The organism is Novosphingobium sp. IK01 (genome assembly GCF_033242265.1).
Classification (GTDB): domain Bacteria; phylum Pseudomonadota; class Alphaproteobacteria; order Sphingomonadales; family Sphingomonadaceae; genus Novosphingobium; species Novosphingobium pituita.
The window spans coordinates 201,837-223,014 of the sequence record NZ_BTFW01000001.1 but is presented as its reverse complement, the minus strand read 5'-3'; the positions used below and the strand labels follow the sequence as shown (position 1 = coordinate 223,014).

Annotated in this window: 19 protein-coding genes and 1 tRNA gene; 14 read left to right on the top strand and 6 right to left on the bottom strand. The window is 63.5% G+C overall.

Annotated features, from left to right (window positions below):
• The first annotated feature begins 85 nt into the window (after positions 1–85).
• A tRNA-Lys gene (locus tag SBI20_RS00980) sits at positions 86–161 on the top strand.
• A gap of 279 nt (positions 162–440) precedes the next feature.
• Positions 441–2,003: a sensor histidine kinase gene (locus SBI20_RS00975; protein ID WP_317973274.1), complete on the top strand. Its 1,563-nt coding sequence runs from the start codon at positions 441–443 to the stop codon at positions 2,001–2,003.
• 19 nt (positions 2,004–2,022) lie between these two features.
• Here the strand turns inward: SBI20_RS00975 and SBI20_RS00970 are convergent, their stop codons facing one another.
• Both SBI20_RS00970 and SBI20_RS00965 read right to left on the bottom strand, forming a co-directional pair.
• On the bottom strand, positions 2,023–2,382 hold the full coding sequence (locus tag SBI20_RS00970; RefSeq protein WP_317973273.1) for a response regulator transcription factor: 360 nt from the start codon (positions 2,380–2,382) through the stop codon (positions 2,023–2,025).
• 90 nt (positions 2,383–2,472) lie between these two features.
• Complete coding sequence (locus tag SBI20_RS00965) at positions 2,473–3,126, bottom strand: response regulator transcription factor (RefSeq protein ID WP_317973272.1); 654 nt, start codon at positions 3,124–3,126, stop codon at positions 2,473–2,475.
• 303 nt (positions 3,127–3,429) lie between these two features.
• Here SBI20_RS00965 and SBI20_RS00960 point away from each other — a divergent pair, with 303 nt between their 5' ends.
• From SBI20_RS00960 to SBI20_RS00905, 12 genes are all read left to right on the top strand, one after another.
• A complete protein-coding gene (locus SBI20_RS00960; RefSeq protein WP_317973271.1) occupies positions 3,430–4,011 on the top strand; it encodes a helix-turn-helix domain-containing protein in 582 nt (193 codons plus the stop codon).
• 263 nt (positions 4,012–4,274) lie between these two features.
• The gene (locus SBI20_RS00955) at positions 4,275–4,865 is read left to right on the top strand and encodes a M17 family peptidase N-terminal domain-containing protein (protein WP_317973270.1); all 591 of its coding nucleotides are present in this window, start codon (positions 4,275–4,277) and stop codon (positions 4,863–4,865) included.
• Positions 4,866–4,926: 61 nt separating this feature from the next.
• Positions 4,927–5,589, top strand: a complete 663-nt coding sequence (locus SBI20_RS00950; protein WP_317973269.1) for a response regulator transcription factor — start codon at positions 4,927–4,929, stop codon at positions 5,587–5,589.
• Positions 5,590–6,065: 476 nt separating this feature from the next.
• On the top strand, positions 6,066–6,725 hold the full coding sequence (locus tag SBI20_RS00945) for a hydrolase (protein WP_317973268.1): 660 nt from the start codon (positions 6,066–6,068) through the stop codon (positions 6,723–6,725).
• Positions 6,726–6,811: 86 nt separating this feature from the next.
• Positions 6,812–7,630: an alpha/beta fold hydrolase gene (locus SBI20_RS00940; protein WP_317973267.1), complete on the top strand. Its 819-nt coding sequence runs from the start codon at positions 6,812–6,814 to the stop codon at positions 7,628–7,630.
• Between the two features lie 26 nt (positions 7,631–7,656).
• On the top strand, positions 7,657–7,914 hold the full coding sequence (locus tag SBI20_RS00935; RefSeq protein ID WP_317973266.1) for a DUF1427 family protein: 258 nt from the start codon (positions 7,657–7,659) through the stop codon (positions 7,912–7,914).
• 58 nt (positions 7,915–7,972) lie between these two features.
• Positions 7,973–9,823, top strand: a complete 1,851-nt coding sequence (locus SBI20_RS00930; protein ID WP_317973265.1) for an amidohydrolase — start codon at positions 7,973–7,975, stop codon at positions 9,821–9,823.
• A gap of 193 nt (positions 9,824–10,016) precedes the next feature.
• Complete coding sequence (locus SBI20_RS00925) at positions 10,017–10,916, top strand: glyoxalase (RefSeq protein ID WP_317973264.1); 900 nt, start codon at positions 10,017–10,019, stop codon at positions 10,914–10,916.
• 2 nt (positions 10,917–10,918) lie between these two features.
• Positions 10,919–11,347 (top strand): DoxX family protein, encoded by a 429-nt coding sequence (locus SBI20_RS00920; protein ID WP_317973263.1) that lies wholly within the window; start codon positions 10,919–10,921, stop codon positions 11,345–11,347.
• Positions 11,340–12,698, top strand: a complete 1,359-nt coding sequence (locus SBI20_RS00915) for an alginate export family protein (protein WP_317973262.1) — start codon at positions 11,340–11,342, stop codon at positions 12,696–12,698. Before SBI20_RS00920 ends, SBI20_RS00915 begins: the two co-directional genes overlap by 8 nt.
• 19 nt (positions 12,699–12,717) lie before the next feature.
• Complete coding sequence (locus SBI20_RS00910) at positions 12,718–13,431, top strand: YoaK family protein (RefSeq protein ID WP_317973261.1); 714 nt, start codon at positions 12,718–12,720, stop codon at positions 13,429–13,431.
• 211 nt (positions 13,432–13,642) lie between these two features.
• Positions 13,643–16,606 carry a sensor histidine kinase gene (locus SBI20_RS00905; protein WP_317973260.1) on the top strand — a complete coding sequence of 988 codons (2,964 nt, stop codon included), beginning with the start codon at positions 13,643–13,645 and terminating at the stop codon, positions 16,604–16,606.
• Between the two features lie 63 nt (positions 16,607–16,669).
• Here SBI20_RS00905 and SBI20_RS00900 read toward each other — a convergent pair whose 3' ends face one another.
• The 4 genes from SBI20_RS00900 to SBI20_RS00885 all read right to left on the bottom strand — a co-directional run bounded on the left by SBI20_RS00900 (position 16,670) and on the right by SBI20_RS00885 (position 21,065).
• Complete coding sequence (locus tag SBI20_RS00900; protein WP_317973259.1) at positions 16,670–17,515, bottom strand: fumarylacetoacetate hydrolase family protein; 846 nt, start codon at positions 17,513–17,515, stop codon at positions 16,670–16,672.
• A gap of 297 nt (positions 17,516–17,812) precedes the next feature.
• Positions 17,813–18,694: an alpha/beta fold hydrolase gene (locus SBI20_RS00895; RefSeq protein ID WP_317973258.1), complete on the bottom strand. Its 882-nt coding sequence runs from the start codon at positions 18,692–18,694 to the stop codon at positions 17,813–17,815.
• A gap of 148 nt (positions 18,695–18,842) precedes the next feature.
• On the bottom strand, positions 18,843–19,970 hold the full coding sequence (locus tag SBI20_RS00890; RefSeq protein WP_317973257.1) for an alkene reductase: 1,128 nt from the start codon (positions 19,968–19,970) through the stop codon (positions 18,843–18,845).
• Positions 19,971–20,123: 153 nt separating this feature from the next.
• A complete protein-coding gene (locus SBI20_RS00885; RefSeq protein ID WP_317973256.1) occupies positions 20,124–21,065 on the bottom strand; it encodes a LysR family transcriptional regulator in 942 nt (313 codons plus the stop codon).
• Between the last annotated feature and the right edge of the window lie 113 nt (positions 21,066–21,178).

The window sequence follows — 21,178 nt, the reverse complement described above, 5'->3', positions numbered from 1 at the left end:
CCCTGTTGCACCGTCCCCGCATCCCCCCTAAAGGCCGCGTCACCGGGCGACACCAAGCCCCGGCAGCGGCCCAGATGGCCGGTGTGGACGCATAGCTCAGTTGGTAGAGCAGCTGACTCTTAATCAGCGGGTCCTAGGTTCGAGCCCTAGTGCGTCCACCATATCCTCAATCACTTATATCGATATTGGTCACCGGTCAGAGCCGGAAACAGCCCTCATTGTGGCCAATTTCACATTCCGGGCTTTCCCGCTGTATCGGCACTTCGGGCGCTGGCGGCACTGTGCCCGGAAAAATCAACTGGTCCGCAAAGGGCCCCGCAACCTCGATCGGGGGGCAATTATCCCCCTCGCCCGTGTGACAATCCTCGCTCGGCCTGGGCTGGCACCGAAAGGGCTTGATTGGCATGATCGCGGCTATGCCAGGCAGGATAACAAAGAGGATGCGTTCGCTGGAAGACGCCGCGAACAGCTTTCAGGGGAGCATTGATTCCGCGCCCCGGCAGATTGCCGCTGCGGGTCTCGCAGGCGCGATTTTCTGGGCAGACGCGTTTACAAGGCTCGGAAGTGCCATTGCGACGCTCTATGTTCTGGTGCTGCTCATGGCCAGCGATCGCATAAGCCGAACGCTGCTTGTAGCCTGGTCGACAGGTTGCGCTGCGTTGACGCTCACGGCCTTTGGCATCGCACACGGGAGAGACGCGAATATCGATGCGATCGGCCGAATGATCGTCAGTCTCGGCGCCGTTGCGGTGACCACCGGAATGCTCTTTCACCGCCAGGTCATGGACGCCCGCGTCGCCCGCGAGCGGCGACGGCATGAAGAAATGCTCAACTCGCTTGCCGTCGCTATCTGGGAGCATGATTTCACGCCGGTCGCAGCGGCCATCGACGCTGTTCGGGCCAGCGGCGTCAGTGACTTGCGCGCTTTTCTGGACGCCAATCCCGGCTTTGTGGTCGCGACCAGGGCGCTGGTCCAGATCACGGACGTCAACGAGACAGCGCTCGAAATGATGGGGGTTCCGACCAAACAGGCCTTCTTCCAGCGACTGAGCGATTTTCTCCCCGAGACAGACGAGAGCTTCTACGACTGCATCCTGGCGATCGACGAACGCCGGGAGATGTTCCAGGCCGAAACACGGATGATCACCGCCAGTGGCGAGATGATCGATGTCATCGTGGCCTTCAGCCTGTCACCTGACCGCTGCCTGCACAGCGTGCCGGGCAGCATATTGGACAATCGCCAGCGCAAGCGGCTGGAAAGTACGATCGAAGGGACGCGCCAGGAACTGGACAAGGTCCAGCGCAGTGCTGCACTGGGCGCTATGTCCGCGTCGATCGCACATGAGATCAACCAACCCCTGTCTGCAATCCAGAGCTTTTCGAATGCCGCGCTGCGGTGGATGGAGCGCGATGAACCGGATCTGGAAGAGGTCCGCGCATCGCTCGTCGGCCTGCGAAGCGCGGTGGTCAATGTCTATGAAGTCATGCAGCGCGTCCGCAATCTGGTCGGAAGCTCCCGCACGGAGACGGCCCCTGTCAATCTGCGCTCGCTCATCTGCGATACGGTGTCCTTTGCCAACCGCGACGCGGAGACCCAAGGCGCGAAACTCCTGTTCACCCACGCCGCGAACGACGTGGTGGTCATGGGCGACAGAATCCTGCTCAAGCACCTGCTGCTTAACCTGATCACCAACGCCATGCAGGCGATGGAAGAAATGAAGCGTGGCGAGAAACTGATCGAAATCAGCCTCTGGGCCCGCGGAGACGAAGCCCGGATTACGATCCGCGATCAGGGGCCTGGTCTTGCGGGCGTGGCGGAAGACCGGCAGTTCGAGCCGTTCTTCACCACAAAGCCGGGCGGTATGGGATTGGGACTGTCGATCTGCCGTTCGATTGTCGAACTGCACGAAGGGAATATCTCGCTATCCAATCACCCCGAGGGTGGTGCGAAAGTGGCGCTCAGCCTGCCTGTGGGCATGCCTTGCGACCCCATACCCGCATGAGACCGGCGGCGCTTCCAGGTCAGGTTAGCGCTTCTGTCAAAGCGTCGGCCAGATGATCCGCGTCCAGCGGTTTTTCAAGCAGGGCGATCATGTCGAGCGCTTTGGCCTGCGCGTGGGCACCTGATGTTGGAAAGGCGGTCATCAGGATCATGGGCACGGTTGATCCCTGGGCCTTAAGCGTTGCACGCAGGTCAAGCCCCGAGCATCCCGGCATCTGGAGATCCGACAAGATGCAGTCGAGGTGTTGCACCGGCGCGCCAAGGAAGGCATCGGCCGACTCATAGAGCGCCGTCTTGTAACCTAGTGATCGCAAAAGGCTCGATGTCGAGTTTCGCACAAGCTCGTCATCGTCGATGATGGCAATGACCGCATTGGTCACAGATATCTACTCCGGTAGGACAGCTCGAATGTGACCTGCCCTACCCCTGTCATAATCGTGCAATCTTGGAGACTACAGCTATACGACGGTTTATGCGGCCGTCTCGGCACGGTCCGATGGGAGATGCGTCCCCAGTGCATCAGCCGCCCGCACGAGGTCGGGCACGGTCCGCAGCGCCATTTTCTTCATCATGCTGGAACGGTGGAGCTTCACCGTGATTTCGCTGACGCCCAGGTCACCGGCGATCTGCTTGTTGAGCAACCCGCGCACAACGCCCTGCATGACTTGCCGTTCGCGTGGCGAGAGCGAGGAAAAGCGCTCGCGCGTGACGCGTATCTGGTCGAGTTCGACCTGTTTTCGTTCGGCTTTGCCGAGGCAGGCGTAGACGGCGTCGAGCATGTCCTCTTCGCGGAACGGCTTTGTCAGGAAATCGACGGCACCTGCCTTCATCGCCTTGACAGACATGGGAATATCGCCGTGCCCGGTCAGGAAGATCGAGGGAATGTCGATACCCCGCTCGACGAGTTTCCTGCGACATTCAAAGCCACCCATCTGCGGCATCCGGACGTCAATAACGAGGCAGATGGGCGTCTGAGGCAGCTCCGTCTCAAGGAGTTCCTGCGCCGAAGGAAAGGCAAGCACCGTGAAATCGACGGAGCGGAACAGGGCATCGAGTGACGCCCGCAGAAGCGGATCGTCATCGACGACAATAATGACGGGTTTGTCCAGCGCGGCGGCGGTCATGGCTCCGGCTCCTCTCCCGCTCAGGGAAACAGTGTTCGACAGCCACCGACAAGCCCCATGCGGGGCGCCAGGCACCCACCCGAAAGAGGCGTTACTGCAAAACCAGATATCATCTCACTGAATTTGCAACACAATCATAAACGCGAGAAGCTGACTGAAGTACAGCTGCCAAAAACACCATTTGCACAAGTTAAACCATGGTATGAATTCGCTATACGAAGGCGATGCAGGGCTTTGCCGTCGTTCAGTTTCTCGCGACGCGACGGAACGCGACACTCCGGTCCAATCGATCAGGAGTTTGTCATGCTGCATGAATCCCAGGCCATGGTCAGGCAGGAACACTTTTACTACATCCAACAGGCTATCTCGACGACGCAAGTCAGTTCGCTGCTGGCCGACATGCGCAAGTCGCTGGATGCCGATCTCAATCTCGCGCGCCGCTATCTCGATCAATTGTCGGCACTGTTCGAGGAGGAAACAGAGATTGGCGTTCCCGAGGCCCTGCTCCTTCCGCGCCGTCTCGACGAACATGGCACTTCGACAAAAGGTGGACTTGCCGGATGGCAGGTCAGGCGCGTGACCGCCCATATCGAACAGCATCTCGACACATCGCTGGTTACAGAGGAACTGGCGCGCGTGGCGCAACTCAGCACCGGGCATTTCTGCCGTGCCTTCAAGGCGAGCATGGGCGAGACCCCGCACGCCTATATCGTCCGCCAGCGCCTGAGACGGGCCCAGACGATGATGTTGAAGACGCGGGACACCCTGTCCCAGATCGCCTGTGCCTGCGGGCTTACCGATCAGGCCCATCTGACCCGGCTTTTCCGGCGTGCCATCGGCACGACGCCCATGCTGTGGCGAAGGGACCGGCAGCACGCCGCCTGACAGGGCGGCACGCGCGTCTGGCGGCGCCAGTACCCGGAATCTGTGAGGTCATCGATTGCATGTGCAGTTGCTCGGCAGGCATATGTCGTCGGTTCAGCCTCCGGGACCAGCCTGGCCTTGCGTTCTATCGCCTGCCCCTGTCGCGATTGCCGCAAAATCGTCCAAATCCCGTCATCTCCGAACAGGACGGGCGATCCTGCGTGCAGGACATTGGTCCGGTTAGTCCATGACGGCTGTCAGGGGCGCCCGTCAGGAGGACAGCGATGGGAGATATCGAAGCGCGATCACTCGGTACGCGCAAGGGTGTGTCTTTCAAGGCTGCCAAGATCGACGTTCTGGGGTGCGATGTCGATCTGCTCGTGGTCGGAATGTTCGAACGGGACGGGATCAATCGCCCGACCGGTGGTGCAAACCAGATAGACCGGGCCCTGCACGGCACCCTGGGACGGCTGCGGGAAGGCCGCATCTTCAAGGGAACCATGGGCGAGACACTCATCCTGTCCTCAACCCCTGCTCCGATCAAGGCGAACTCACTGATGCTGATCGGGATGGGAGATGACCCCGGAGCATTGCCGCACAGCATCGGGGAACTGACCGCAAACGCAATGCAGACGGCACTGCGGATGGGGGCCCGCTCGACGGCATGCCTCCTGACATGGTCCGAGCGGGAACTGCCTTCGAACCTCGTCGAGCTGACCGCCGAGATGATGATGAAGGGCGTGCTCAGGGCCGTGGAGGGCCATGACGGGCATGACCGACAGCCGGAAATGGAATGGTTTTTTGACATCCGCAATGGCGATGCCGCGCGAATGGCCGATGCGCTGGAGCGGGCCTTGGGCAAGCCTTCGGGCTAAAGAAAAGTGCGCGCAGGACCGCAATCATGTATGAGGCAGCGAACTCAGACCGCAGCAGGACATGAAATACCACCAAATCGACTCCCCGTCCCTGATCGACCAGCCGCGAGCAATCTCCGTGCTGGTGGTGGATGACCATGCCCTGCTGCGAGAGGGGCTGCGCGCCGTCATATCGACGCAGGACGATATTAGGATCGTCGGAGAAGCGGATTGCGGAGCCGAAGCCATCGCGGCCTATGCCCGTCTCAAGCCCGATGTCGTGCTCATGGACTTGCAGATGGCGGACATGTCCGGGGTCGAGGCCATTGCCGCAATCCGCAGCGAGGCGCCCGACGCCAGGATATTGGTGCTGACAACCTATTCCGGCGACGGTCGCGCCATCAAGGCCTTGCGCGCCGGTGCCATGGGATATCTGCTGAAGGCCAGCCTGCGCAACGAGCTGCTCGATGCCATCCGGTCCATTCACCACGGAGGCAAGCATCTTGATGCGGCCGTGGCGACGGCCATCGCGATGCATGTCCTCGACGAACCGCTTTCCGAACGAGAGGTGGCCGTTCTCGAGTTGGCCGCCTGGGGCAATTCGAACAAGCAGATCGCCGCGCGGCTCTACATCTCGGAGGAAACGGTCAAGGGCCATATGAAGCTGATTTTCAGCAAGCTGGGCGCGACCGACCGGACACACGCCGTTACGCTTGCCGCCAGGCGGGGGCTGATAGAACTCTGACCGGGCAGCGTCAGGCACGGCCTTCCTCGGCCGGCTTCACCGGCACCATCCACGATCATGCCGGCCATGGAACCGCCCGGATCGGGAGGGAAGACCGGCCGTGCCGGGACATGTTTCATGATGGCCTGAAGCTTGAAGGCCACTCCAGCACCTGAGCGCTGCGTCCCCGGAGACCCTGCCGTCTGCCGTGCGAGCCAGCGCGCGGATCCCTGTCGTTTTCCGTTCCGGTTCCGATCGAAGATGCTCGGTCGCATCATTCCCGTCCAAGACCGGCCCCGCGCGGACACCTAGCATTGCGGCACAGGAACGGCAGCAGCCCTGCCCGGAACGCATCCGCGAGCCGCAGCGGCCTGCGGCTGCCTGCTTTTCCAGAATGCTGAAGGATATGTTCCTCTTTATCCGACTGACCTGAATTCCCAAACGGCCATACCCTCCCTCCCGGCAGCCGGACGCTGCTTCACCCAAGGAGCTATCGCATGACGATCACCGCCACGCCCACGCCCGGCAAGTCGCTGATTTCGCCCACCGACCACATGCTTGTCCTGATCGACTTCCAATCGCAGATGTCGTTCGCAACCAAGTCGATCGCCCCGGAATTGCTGCGCAACAATGCTGCGCTTGTCAGCCGCGCCGCCAAGGCGTTCGGCGTGCCCGCGATCCTGACCACGGTCGCCCAGAAGAGCTTCTCGGGCCCGATGTATGACGAAATCACCGATGCATTCCCCGGCCAGGCGCTGATCGACCGCACGAGCATGAACACCTGGGAAGACGCAAACGTGATTGCCGAGGTCAACCGCATCGGCAAGGAGCGCATCGTTTTCGCCGGGCTGTGGACCAGCGTCTGCATCGTTGGCCCGGTGGCTTCGTCGATCGACCAGGGTTTCGACGCCTATTTCATTGCGGATGCCTGCGGCGACATCTCGGACGAGGCGCATGAGCGCGCCTGTCAGCGGATGATCCAGCTCGGCGCCAAGCCGATGACCGCGCTCCAGTATATGCTCGAGTTGCAGCGCGACTGGGCGCGTACCGAAACCTACGACGCCACCACGGGTATCGCCAAGCAGTTCGGCGGTGCCTACGGCCTTGGCATCACTTACGCCAAGTCGATGTTCGGTGCGTCCGAAGGATCGCACTGACGCCCAGGGACCGGCGGCAGCTGTCCCGATCCCCCCCTGCGCCGCCGGTCCCGCTCCGCTTCGCCAAGACAAGAAGGACATCCCCGATGAGCTTCGTTTCCACCAAGGACGGTACCCGGATCTATTATCGCGAATATGGTGAGGGCCAGCCCTTTGTCTTCTCCCATGGCTGGCCGCTCAATGCCGATGCCTGGGACGGGCAGATGCTCTTCCTCGCGAACAACGGCTTCCGCGTGATCGCGCATGACCGCCGCGGTCATGGCCGCTCCGACCAGCCGTCGAAGAACAATGACATGGACACTTATGCCGACGATCTGGCCGCGGTGATCGAGGCGCTCGACCTCAAGGACGCGATCCTGGTCGGCCATTCGACCGGTGGCGGCGAGGTTGCCCGCTATATCGGCCGGCATGGCACCGGCCGCGTCGCCAGGGTGGTGCTAGTCGGCGCGGTGACGCCGGTGATGAAGGTCGGCCCCAACAATCCCGACGGCGTGCCCCAGGAGGTGTTCGACGGCATCCGCAAGGCGGTGCTCGACAATCGCTCGGGCTTCTACATGTCCTTCCCGGACACCTTCTACGGCTGGGACATCGGCAATCCGAAGGACGAAAGCCTGCGTTTCGCCTTCTGGCAGCAGGGCATGTCGGGCGGCGCGCACGCGCAATATGAGTGCGTGCAGCAGTTCTCGGAGACCGATTTCACCGAAGATCTCAAGAAGATCGACGTCCCCACGCTGATCATCCACGGCGACTCCGACCATGTCGTGCCGATCGACATCACGGCCAGGAAGGCTGTCACGATCGTGCCGAACGCGACGCTGGCCATCTACGAGGGCGGCACCCACGCCATTCCGACGATCAACCAGGACAAGTTCAACGCCGACCTGCTCGCCTTCGCGCGCAGTTGATCCATGACGCCGGGGAGGTTCCTTCGATGAAGCCCTATCTGATCTCGATTGCTGTCGGCTTGCTGGTCGGCCTCCTCTACAGCCTCCTTGGCGTCCGCTCGCCAGCCCCTCCGGCGATTGCCCTGCTGGGCCTGCTCGGCATGCTGCTTGGCGAGCAGGTCGTGCCCATCGCCAAGCGGATGACATCTGGCCACGAAGTCGCCTCGTTCGTGCGGAACGATTGCGCCGAACATGTGCTCGGCCTGCCCGTCAAGGCAAAGGAGCAGCCGGAGGACCGGGCGTAAGCCTCACGCGCCGCGACAGCCCTACCCGCCATGTCCCTGGTTTGGAAGGAATACCCCGATGCCCCAGTCAGATGTCATCCTCGTCAACGCCAAGGTGACGACACTCGATCGCGCCAACCCGCAAGCCGAGGCGGTCGCCATCCGTGATGGCCGGTTCCTCACTGTCGGCAGCGAGGCGGAGGTGCGCGCGGCAGCGCCCGAAGCAAGCGTGATCGATATCAAGGGCCATCGGGTGATCCCCGGCCTGATCGACAGCCACATGCACATCATCCGGGGCGGACTGAATTTCAACATGGAGTTGCGCTGGGACGGCGTGCCCTCGCTGTCCGAAGCAATGGCGATGCTCAAGACACAGGTGGACCGTACCCCCGCCCCGCAATGGGTGCGCGTGGTGGGCGGCTTTACCGAACACCAGTTCGCCGAAAAGCGCCTGCCCACGATTGCCGAACTGAACGCGGTGGCCCCCGATACGCCGGTGTTCATCCTCCATCTCTACGACCGCGCGCTGCTCAACGCCGCCGCGTTGCGGGTGGTGGGATATGGCAAGGACACACCGAACCCTCCCGGCGGCGAGATTGTGCGCGATGCCGCAGGCAACCCGACCGGCCTGCTGCTGGCCCAGCCCAACGCGACGATCCTCTATTCCACGCTCGCCAAGGGGCCGAAGCTCCCGGAGGAGTATCAGCTCAACTCGACCCGCCATTTCATGCGTGATGTGAACGCGCTGGGCGTGACGGGCGTGATCGACGCGGGCGGCGGTTTCCAGAACTATCCCGACGATTACGCGATCATCGAAAAGCTGCACAAGGACGGCCAGCTCACCGTCCGCATCAGCTACAATCTTTTCACGCAAAAGCCCAAAGAGGAACTGGCCGATTTCGCCGGCTGGGTGAAACAGGTCAGCCCCGGCCAGGGCGACGACAGCTATCGCCACAATGGGGCCGGCGAAATGCTGGTCTATTCCGCTGCCGATTTCGAGGATTTCCGCGTCGCGCGCCCCGACATGCCTCCCAGCATGGAAGGCGACCTCGAACCTGTGATCCGCCTGCTGGCCGAACACCGCTGGCCATGGCGCCTGCACGCCACTTATGACCAGACCATCAGCCGTGCGCTCGACGTGTACGAAAAAGTGAACCGCGATATCCCGCTGACCGGCATCAACTGGTTCTTCGACCATGCCGAGACGATCAGCGACCGCAACATCGACCGCATCGCCGCGCTGGGCGGAGGCATCGCGGTGCAGCATCGCATGGCCTATCAGGGCGAGTATTTCGTCGAACGCTATGGCGCCAAAGCCGCCGAGCGTACGCCGCCGATCACAAAGATGATCGCGGCGGGTATTCCGGTGGGCGGCGGCACCGACGCCACGCGGGTCGCCAGCTACAATCCCTGGGTGTCGCTCTCCTGGCTGGTCACCGGCCGGACGATGGGCGGCCTCAGGCTCTACCCCGGCGCCAACCGCGTGAGCCGCGAGAAGGCGCTGGCGATGTGGACGCATGAGAACACCTGGTTCTCCAGCGAAGTGGGCAAGAAAGGGCAGATCAAGGCCGGGCAACTCGCCGATCTCGCGGTTCTGTCGGACGACTATTTCAGCGTGCCCGAGGACCAGATCGTGCATATCCGCTCGATCCTGACGCTGCTCGGCGGCAAGGCCGTGCACGGCGAAGGCGACTATGCCCCGCTCGCGCCGGACCTGCCCCGGCCGATGCCCGACTGGTCGCCGGTCGCGACCTTCGGCGGTTATCACAAGACACCGGAGGCAAAGGCCAGGCTGGCTGCCGCCTGCGCCTGCCATTCGGCCTGCGCGGTCCATGGCCACGACCATGCCTCGGCGCTTGGCGCCAATGTCCCCGCGCGCGATGTCCAGACATTCTGGGGCGCGCTCGGCTGTGGCTGCTGGGCGGTCTGAGAGCCCGACCCAAAAGTCGGGCGGCGGAGGTTTGGCGAGGGATTTTGGGTCACCACAAGGAGGCTGAGAGCCCAGCGATGCTGGAAGCATCGTGGCGAACAGCCGACGCCGTGGTGGCGCAAAAGGCCCGCCAAACCGACCCGAAGGACTTTTGGGTCGGGCTCTGAGCGAATTCGGGATCAGGAGATTTCCCATGAAGCGTTTCGCCTTTCTCATCGCTGCCGCACTGGTCGCCACCGGGCCGGCCGCCTCGCCCCTCATGGCCCGCGAGGCGGCAACGACCGATTATTCGGTCGGCCCGCAATATGACACGACCCATGTCTATGTGCCTGAAGACCGGTTCGACGCCTTCGTTGCCAGCTTCGTCGCCACTTTCGGCGGCACGACCAGCAAACAGGGCGAGTTCCAGGTCACGCCCACCAAAAGCCTGACCAAGTCGCAACTCGCGCTGACCCCGGTGGGCACGGTCTCGGTCTTCGGCTTCAAGACCCCGATCCCCTACCCCTTCGGCGACGAGCGCACCGGCTATCTGGTGACGGACATTGATGCCGCCGTCGCCTCTGCGGTCAGACACGGTGCTGTCCGGCGCATCGCGACCTTTCCCGATCCGATCGGCCGGGATTCGGTGATCCAGTGGCCCGGCGGGGTCAACATGCAGATCTACTGGCACACCGCCAAGCCGAACTATGCGCCGCTCGCCACCGTGCCGGAAAACCGGATCTACCTGACAAGCGATGCATCCGACAGCTTCATCCGCGACTGGACAGGCTTCGCGCATGGCAGGATCGTTTCCGACGACAGGTCCGCCTCGGGCGCGGAAATCGGCCAGCCTGACAAGACGATCCGCCGGGTCGCAATCGATAGCGGCTATGGCAAGATGGTCGTGTTCGTCACCGATGGCCAGCTTCCCTGGCCCTATGGCCGCGACATGACGGGCTATGACGTACCGGATCTTGCCGCGACGCTGGCGAGGGCGACAGCCGCCGGGGTCGAGACGCTCGTCCAGCCGGTCACGGTCGGCGACCGCCAGAGCGCGATAGTCCGTTTTCCCGGCGGTTATATCGCGGAAATTCATTCCAGCGTGGCGAAGTGACCATGTCCGCCCCCCGTGATCCACGTTTCGTCGATGCCGTTCTCGACTGGCCGCCGACCTGGTTCATCGCGCGGCTGTTTCTGGTCGGCGCCTATCTGCTGGGCGGCGTGGTCAAGCTTGCAAACTGGCCCGGCGCGGTCGTGGAGCAGGCCCATTTCGGGATGAGACCGCCAGCATTGTGGGCGGCGCTCACCATCGCGATCGAGCTGACCGGACCGGTACTGATCCTGTCGGGACGGCTGGTCTGGCTGGGTGCCGGGATGCTGGGCGTGTTCACGCTGCTGGCCGCCTTTACCGCCAATGCCTTCTGGAGAATGCCCGCCGGGCAGGAACGGTTCATGGCGACCAATGCCTTTTTCGAGCATGTCGGCCTGATCGGCGGCTTCGTCCTTGCGGCGCTGGTCGCCGAACAGGCGAAGCGGCGTGGCTAGGCTTGCTGCCTTTTGCCTGCTCGCCCTTCTTCTGCCCACCGCCGCCGCCGCGCAGACGCATGAGGCCTGGCAGGCCCCCACGCTGAGCATCACGCGGTATGACGAAGACTGGTCCGATCTGTCCGACGAAGACAAGCGCGCCCACCACTGGACCGGACAGTTCAAATATATTCCGATCAGCGACGATGCCTGGCTGTCGACCGGCATCGAGGTGCGGGCGCGCAACGAGAATTACGAGAATAATCTCTGGGGTGGCGCCGATGCGCCGGACGACAGCTATCTGTGGCTGCGCGCGCTTCCCTATGCCGACCTGCACGTGGGCCATTTCCGCGCTTTCACCCAGCCGATCATCGCCTATGCCGTGGGCGTGGCCCCGTCCGCGAGCCCGATCGACCAGACCCGCGTGGACATGCTTCAGGCATTCGGCGAGGCGGACCTTGGCCCGGTGACGGTGCGCGCGGGCCGCCAGATGCTCTCGCTGGGCACCGAACGTCTGGTCGGCACGCGCTATGGCCCCAATGTCCCGCTGGCGTTCGACGGCGTGCGCGCCATCGTGCGGCTGGGCAAGGCGAAGGTCAACCTGTTCGCGGTCAAACCCGTGACGCCCGGCCCCGGCAGTTTCGACGACAAGACCTCGTCCACCAGGGCGCTATGGGGCGCCTATGGCTCAATTCCCCGGCTCGACCTCTATTATCTCGGCTTTCGCAATCGCACCGCGCATTTCGGCGGGGTGCCCGGACGTGAGGAGCGCCACACGATCGGCGCACGCTATTATGGCGCATCACGCGGCTGGCACTGGAATGTCGAGGCAGCCGCCCAGTTCGGGAATTTCGCAGGACAGCGCATCCGTGCCTGGACGCTGGGCACCGAAGTCGGCCGCACACTGACGGGGCTGCCCCTGTCGCCCGATGCGACCATGCGGTTCAACATCGTGAGCGGCGATACCCACAAGGGCGACGGCACGCTCGGCACCTTCAACGCCATGTTCCCCAAGGGCAAGTATTTCGGCGAGTTATCGCCGGTCGGCCCGACCAACATCATCAGCCTCAACCCCCGTCTCAGCGCGCCCATCAGCCGAAAGGTTTCCGCCAGCCTCGCGGGCATGGCCTATTGGCGTTACACGACCGCAGACGGCGTCTATGATATTCCGGGCAACCTGCTTCGCGCAGCCGGAGACAGCCGGGCCCGGTTCATCGGCAAGGAAGCGGAAGTGACGCTGGCCTGGCAGGCGAGTGCCGAACTCGAACTGTCGACATCCTTCTCGGTGTTCGCGCCGGGCGGATTCATCAGGGAGACCGGCCCCGCGAAGACGATCCGGATGATCGGCACCGAAGCCAATTTTCGTTTCTAGGAAAAAGGAGGGCCAGCGCATGGCAAGTTCCCCCCCCACCAAGGCGCCCACGGGCTCGCCGCTGCCGGGTCTCCTGATCCTGCTCTCGGTCACGACCGGTCTGATCGACGCGGTGAGCGTGCTGGGCCTGGCCAAGACCTTTTCGGCCAACATGACCGGCAACATCGTGTTCCTGGGTTTCGGTCTTGCCAGGACGCCGGGGTTCAGTGTCGAGCCGAACCTTGTCGCGCTGGCAACCTTCATTGGCGGTGCTTTGATTGCCGGGCGGACGGGCCTTGCCTATGGCAAAAGGCCGCTCAGGCACTGGTTGATGGTCGCCGCCATCGTCGAGACCGTGCTCCTGTGGACGGCGGCGGTGATCGCGCTCGATTACGATCCGGCCGGTTCCACGCCGCGCTGGGCGCTGTTCGCGATCATCGGGCTGACGGCGGTGGCAATGGGATTCCGCAATGCGACGATCCGCCAGCTCAAGGTTCCCGACCTCACCACCACCGTGCTGACCCTGACGATCACCGGCATTGCCGCCGATTCCAGCCTGGCTGGCGGGTCGAACCCGAACCTCGCGCGTCGCATCGCGGCGGTGGTGGCGATCCTGCTGGGCGCCGCACTGGGCGCATGGATGGTGGTAGCCTGTGGCCTCGCCCTGCCCCTCTTCGTCTCCGGGCTGGTGGTCCTGCTGGGCACGACCGCCTGCGTTCGTCATCCCGCAGCCGCCTTGCCAAGGCAGGCCTGAACGTGTCGCGCCCGCCCCCCGAATTCCGCAGTGTCGTCGCGAACTGAAAATTGTGGTTCAGGATGGGCCGGTCCCTATAAGGTCGAACGGAGCGTGGCGCCATGTCCACGCATCCACATCCCAGAGCCCGACCCGCAGGACTTTTGGGCCGGGCTCTCAAGGTGAGACGAAAACAGGGGGGAACGGTGCCAGCCAGACTTGGGCATTCTCAATGCATCTGAAATCGGCCTGGACCGGAACGACCGGAGCGTTCCACCGCAATCGATTGCCTCGCGGACTGCAATGTCTTGTGCTCCTCTGTGCGCTTTTCCTGGTGCTTGTGTGTCCGCCCCGGGCACAATCACAACAGGTCAAGGGATATAGCCATCAGCACTGGGACATCGAGGAAGGTGCGCCACCCGATATTCGCGCGATCGCACAAACCCGCGACGGTTTCCTGTGGCTCGGCACGTCCAACGGGCTCTACCGGTTCGACGGCCTCACGTTCGAGAAGATAGAGCCCGCAACCTATGATCGCTGGCGATCGAACCAGATCACCGCGCTCGCGGCAGCGCCCGACGGGGCCTTGTGGGTCGGCTATGACTTTGGCGGGGTGGGTGTCTATCGCGATGGGCGCCTTGAGGACGTCAATGCCCAGGCCCGGCCACGCGGCTCGGTTTGGGACGTGATCGTTTCACGTGCCGGCGACGTCTGGGTGAGCGTCAACGGCAGCAACGGCAGCGAACTGCGCCACTGGCATAAAGGGCGCTGGACCAGCCACAGCGCGAAGGACTGGCTTGAGCCGGAGCCTATCCAGAGCCTCTATGAAGCGCGCGACGGCACGTTGTGGATCGCCCAGTTCAAAAGCATATTGCGGCTCGCCCCCGGTGCCCCCCGCCCGGAGAAGATCCCTGAACAGGTGGGGTTCGCGACGGCTTTCGCCGAGGACGAGCAGGGCATCCTCTGGCTCGTCAGCGCCAGGGGGTTGCAGCGCCTGACCCCGCCCAGAACCTTGCGCCCCTTTTCATCGAACGGGCCGAGCGCAGGCGGCGCGGGACGCCGCTCGCTGTTGTTCGAGGACGGCCTTGCCTGGATGGCGGGGCATCAGGAAGGCATCATCCGCCTGCCCAACCTCAAATCGATGGCCGGTGGCCGCGATGTCATCCCCGTTCGCTCGCGCGTCCTGTATCGCGACCGCGAAGGCACGATCTGGGGCGGCGGCACCGACGGGCTGGTCAGCTATATCCGTTCGCCGATATTCCCGCTCGGGCTCAAGGGAGCACCCACGACCGGCTTCATGCCCGGAAACGGGCCCGGCGCCCCGGTTTTCGTGGCGACCGATGCTGGCGTCTACCGGCTTTCCCGGCGACCTCCCGAGATGATCCTCAAGGAACTCTATGTCAGCGCCCTGTGCGCGGGGCCGCCCGATCTCCTGCTCGCCATCGGCCTGCACAAGCCCCTTTTGCGCAAGGGTGGCGTCTGGTCGCGCTATGCCGGTCCTCCCGGCATCAATGCGGCAACCGATTGCGCCATCGACCGGACGGGGCGCGCCCTGATTTCGGTGCCCGGCGACGGTGTGTTCGCGCTCGATCATGGCAAATGGACATTGCAGCCCGGCTGGCCGGACGGCCAGATCATGGTGAGCGATGGCCGGGACGGCTTCTATCTCAACCAGCCGATGCGCGCGGTGGAACATGCGCGGCCGGGCTCGGTCCGGACCTTGTGGGAAGGCGACCAGATCGCGATCGGCTTTGTCCGGCTGCTGAGGCCGATCGGTGGATTTCTGTATCTGGGCGGCGAAAAGGGGCTTGCCCGCTATGACGGCAAGCGGTTCGTTGCGCTCGAGGCGCGCTATAATCCCTGGCTGAGCGGGATCAGCGGCATTGCGATTGACCGGACCGATGTGTGGCTGATCGGCAGCGAAGGGATCTTCCGCATCACCCGGACCGACTTCGAGAAGGCGCTTGCCAATCCGACGCTACCCATCCCGCACCAGGTGATCGGCGCGCGGCTGGGGCTCAACAGCCGCAGCTTCTCCTATGTCTCCAACGATGCGGCGACGGGTGCGGATGGCAACCCGATGTTCGTGACGAACCGGGGGATCGTGCGCGTCGACCCCGCCCGCATCGTCCGCAATCCCGTCGCGCCGCCTGTCGTCATTCGCGGCATGGAAGCCAATGGGACCACCTATCTGCAAGGGGCCGTGACGCTACCGGCCGGCACCTCGCGCGTGCAGTTCGACTATGTGGCCCTCAGCCTGACCAGCCCTGCTGCCAACCGTTATCGCTACAGGCTGGACGGTGTAGACGGGGACTGGGTCGATGCCGGCAACAAGCGACAGGCCTCCTACACCGCGCTTGGTCCCGGCACCTTCCGGTTCCGCGTCATCGCCGCCAATCCGGACGGCGTGTGGAACACCACGGGAGCGAGCATGAGCGTGACGATCGAACCCTATTTCTGGCAGACATGGTGGTTCAAGGGAGCGGTCGGGCTCATCGTCGCCGTCACCCTCTGGGCACTCGTCCAGTGGCGCATGCGCGTCGCCACCGAGGCCACGCGCCAGCGGATCGAGGACCGCCTCGTCGTTCGCGAACATATCGCCCAGGAGTTGCACGATACGCTGCTACAGGGCTTTCAGGGCCTCGTCCTGCGTTTCCAGTCGCTTCTCCACCGCCTTCCCCCCGGACATCCGATACGCCCCGATTTCGAGGCGACGCTCGACCGGGCGGACGACGTTCTGCAAGAAGGACGTGATCGCGTCCGCTGGCTGCGCCAGGCAATCGAGCCGGTCGAACTGGCATCGCTTCTCTCGAACATCGCGCGGGCGACGCTCGATAGCCAGCTTCGGTGGTCGCTCAAACAGAGCGGTGTTCCCCGGCCGGTCTGTGCGCCTGTCGCCGACGATATCGCGCGCATTGCCGGCGAGGCCCTCTCCAACGCGCTGCGCCATGCACAGGCGAACAAAGTCACCATCGAGCTCGATCACGGCCGCGACAATGTCACCGTGACAATCGCGGACGACGGTATAGGGATCGATCCGGCGGTGCGCGCCGCAGGCAGAAAGGACGGCCACTATGGGCTCATCGGGATGAAGGAACGCGGGCAGAGGCTGGGCGCATCGCTCGACATCAGCGATGGCGACCCCGGCGGGACCGAAGTTCGCATCGTCGTTCCGGCACGGGTGGCCTATCGTTGACGCGCAGGGATGAGAGGAAATGGCCCGCCGTGCCGATGAAGCCATCACACCACGGGCAGCCGGTCAGTCGCCCCAGGCGATAACCTTCTGTTCCTGCACACCCAGACCATCGATACCGAGCTTCATCACGTCGCCAGCCTTCAGGAAAACGGGCGGCTTCTGGCCAAGCCCCACGCCTGCCGGTGTCCCGGTGGCGATGAGATCGCCCGCCTCGAGCGCATAGAAGCGCGAGACATAGCTCACCATCTGCGCGACGCTGAACACCAGGTTGCGGGTCGTGCCGTTCTGATAGCGGTGGCCGTTCACCTCGAGCCATATCGACAGATTGCCCGGATCGGCAATCTCGTCGGGCGTCACCAGCCAGGGGCCGATGGGCGCAAAGCCCGGAAAGCTCTTGCCCTTGGTCCACTGGCCGCCATGTTCCATCTGGTAGGACCGCTCGGACACGTCATTGAGCACGCAGTAGCCGCCGACATGGGCGAGAGCATCGTCCTCGTCGATATAGAGGCCATCGCGCCCGATGATGATGCCGAGCTCGACTTCCCAGTCCCCTTTCTCCGCATCGCGTGGAAGACGAACCGGATCATTGGCGCCGGTGGGAACGCACCCCTTCATGAAGATCGTCGGCTCGGTGGGAACATCGAGACCGACTTCCGCGGCATGGTCGGTATAGTTGAGGCCAATGCAAATAATCTTGCCGGGCCGCGCAATCGGTGGCCCGAAGCGGACCGGACCTTCAACGACCGGCAGCGTCGCGGGATCGATCGCAGAGATCCGGGCGAGACGCTCGGCTGCAAGAAGCCGCCCGTCGATCTCGGCCACATGCGCCGAAAGGTCGCGCACCCGGCCATCAAGACCGACGATCGCGGGACGTTCGGCGCCAGCGGCGCCCACCCGGGCAAGCTTCATCTGTACTTCCTTTCCATGGACTGTCACGGGTGCGCAGGCACATCGAGGGATGTCTGTGCCTGGCGCACTGCCTTGAAGTTTGGTCCTCTGGCCGCACTCGGGCACGCCGTGCGATGCCTTGAACAAAGAACGGTGGCTCGCCGCAGTTAAGATCAGGGACGCAGCAGGGCTGATACCCGGCCTCGGGAAGAGTGAAAAGTCAATCCGCGATATCGAGCCGGTCGGAGAGGATTTTCATGGGATTTCCTCTCCCGATGCCAGCCATGGATGCAGCCGAATCGTGAAGCGATACCCCGCTTACCCCTGCCAGCCCTGAAGAAATTCGAGGAGCAGGGCATTGACTGCTTCGGGGCGCTCCTCGTGCGGGAGATGACCGCACCGCTCGATCGGGACCGCGCGCAAATTGTCCGCCATTTCCGCCCAGACCCTGGGCATGTCGAACATCTTGCCGACCGCACCGAAATCCGCTCCCCACAGCGCCAGGGTCGGACAGGCGATCTTGACGTTGGCGTCGGCCTTGTCCTGCGCCACATCTTCGGCATTGGCGCGATAGTCTGCCATTGCGCCGCGCACCGCACCGGGGGCCCGATAAGCCCGTACATAAGTGTCGAATGCGTCGCCCGAGATAGCGGAAGGGTCATAGGCCCAGTCGGAGAAGAACCAGCGCAGCCATTGCTCCTCCTTGCCCGAGATCAGCGCCTCGGGCAGGTCTGGAACGAGATGGAACAGGAAGAACCAGTAGGCCTTGGCGATTTCCGCATTGATCTCCCGTGCGACAATGCGCGTGGGCACATTATCCATCACGACGAGACGGTCGACGCGATCAGGATAGTCCTTGGCAAAACGCGTCGCGACGCGCGCGCCGCGATCATGCCCGACAAGAGCGATCCGCCTGATGCCCAAGGCATCGAGCAGTTCGGCGAGATCCTTCGCCATGGTACGCTTGTCATAGCCCGATGCCGGCTTTTCGGTCTCGCCATATCCGCGAAGATCGGGTGCGATGATCCGATAGAGCTCGCCGAGAACCGGAATCTGGTGCCGCCATGCGAAATTGGTTTCCGGGAAGCCGTGCAGCAGCACGACCGGTGCGCCCTGGCCCGCATCAATGAAATTCTGCCTGATACCATTGGCCTTAAGGGTGTGATTCACAAGTGAGATCATGGCGCGATCCGATTCCAACAAGGGGTTGCCACTATGGCCAGAATGCGGGCCGAGACTGCCTGATCGGCGCATCCGCTGCTTGGCCGGGGCTGCGGCTTTTTGGTGGATTGTGACGAAAGGTGAAGCAGCCCCACCCTGAATGGGCGATCCGGGTGGGGCACTCCATTCAGGCTCCGGCTCCTTCCGCGTCGAGTGCGGGGTAGTCCACATAGCCCTGCGCGCTCCCGCCGAAGAAACTCGCGCGATCGGGCTCGTTCAGCGTGGCGGCCCGCCTGAAACGCTCCGGCAAATCGGGATTCGCAATGAAGAGCTTGCCGAAGGCGATGACGTCGCCGCGGCCGTCGGCCAGAGCCTTTTCCGCCTTCGCCTGGTCATAGCCGCCGGCGAGCATCATCGTGCCGTGGAACTGGCCCCGGATGAGATGCACGATCGCGTCCCAGCGCGGGTCATAGTCACTGTCAGTCTCAATCCCGAGCGTCGATGGCTCAACGATGTGAAGATAGGCCAGCCCGACACGATCGAGCGCGGCGGCGATATAGCCGAATGTTTCCTCGGGCGTGTCGTCCCCCATGCCCATGAACCGCCCCATGGGGGTCAGTCGCACCGCGACGCGGCTGGCGCCGACGGCGGCGACCACGGCATCCACGACCTCCAGGAGAAGCCGCACACGGTTCTCGATGCTGCCGCCATAGTCGTCGGTCCGCAGGTTGCTCGCGCTGTTGATGAACTGGTCGATCAGATAACCGTTCGCGGCATGGATCTCGACACCGTCCATTCCGGCAAGGATCGCGTTACGCGCGGCCTGCGCATAGTCGGCAACAATCGCCTTGATACCCGCGACATCGAGTTCCCGGGGGACCGGGACGTCCGCCCAGGTGCCACTGCCGTCCCCGGCAATGATGAAGGTCTTGCCAGGCACGGCCATCGCGGTGGGAGCGACCGGCAGAGCACCACCGGGTTGGAAGCTGGGATGTGAGACCCGCCCCACATGCCAGAGCTGCATGAAGATCCGACCGCCTGCGCCATGAACCGCTTGCGCGACCTTCGACCAACCGGCGATCTGCGCAGAGGTGTGGATGCCCGGCGTCCAGGCATAGCCTTGGCCCTGCTGCGAAATCTGGGTCGCCTCGGTGATGATGAGGCCGGCGGTCGCGCGCTGGCGATAATAGTCGACGTTCATCGCGGTCGGGACATTGCCTTCGCCCGCACGCGAACGGGTCAGGGGCGCCATCACGATGCGGTTGGGAATTTGGAGCTCGCCCAGGGCAAGCGGAGTGAACAGGTCGGGTTTCATCACACTTCTCCACCTGGGCGCGACTGGGCGCCCTTTGAGTGGAACGCGATATGGGCGGGTCCACGGATCTCGATAATCCCTTGATGTCGGTGATCATCGTTGCGGATTGCGCAACGATGATTGCCTTGTGGTCCGAGTTCCGGAAGCCTCCGGTCAGGCGGGCACGTGACGATCCCAATAGGGAGGCGAACCGAAACGCGTTTCCAGGAAGTCGACGAAGGCACGCAATTTCGGCGATTTGCGGTGATCGGCGAGAAATATCGCATGGATGCCGGCATCGGATTGATTGACGCCTCCCTTCCCGACCTGCGGCGTCCACTCGGCAAGCACTGCACGAAACCTGCCCGCGCTGATGTCCTCGCCGATCAGCCATGTCGGCATGAGCAGCAATCCAAGCCCCTGAAGGGCAACTTCGCGCAGCGTCTCGGAATTGTTGGCCCGAACCGAACCCCGGACCCTGACCTGCTCGGTCTTGCCCGCGCGTTCGAAGCGCCAGATCCTGTCACCGCTGGCGTAGGAAAATGTCAGGCAATTGTGACGGGCGAGGTCGCTCGGTACACGCGGCTCGCCATATTCGGCAAGATAATCCGGGGTCGCGCACACGATGCGCCTGTGCGGCGCGAGACGCCGCGCCACGAGGCTGGAAGAGTCGAGACTGCCAAGCCGGATCGCGACATCGATCCTGTCCTCCACGAGATTGACGATCTGGTCGGTCATCACCAGTTCCAGCTCGATCTCCGGATAGGCGCGCAGGAAATCGGCGACGATCGGCGCGACATGAAGCCGGGCGAAGGCCACGGGCAGGCTCACGCGCAGCAAGCCGCGTGGCTGTCCCCCGCGCTCGGCGATGCTGCGATTGGCCTCCTCGACATCGGCGAGAATGCGAACCGCCTGGAGGTGATAGTCCTCGCCCGCCGGCGTCAGTGTCACGCTGCGCGTCGAACGGTTGAGGAGGAGGGTCGAGAGATGGGCTTCAAGCGCGTCGACCTGCCGTGTGAGCGAGGATGTCGCCATGCCCAGCTTCCGGGCCGCCGGAGCGAAACCGCCCTCGTCGGTCACCGCGACAAACGCTTTCATCGATGCGAGCAGGTCCATGGTTCACCGTTGCATATAACGCAACACTGATACCAAATCACGCCGCATTATCAAAGCATGCGGAAAGACACATCCTGGCACCGACAACGAAGCAATCGAGGCCCTGTCGGGCT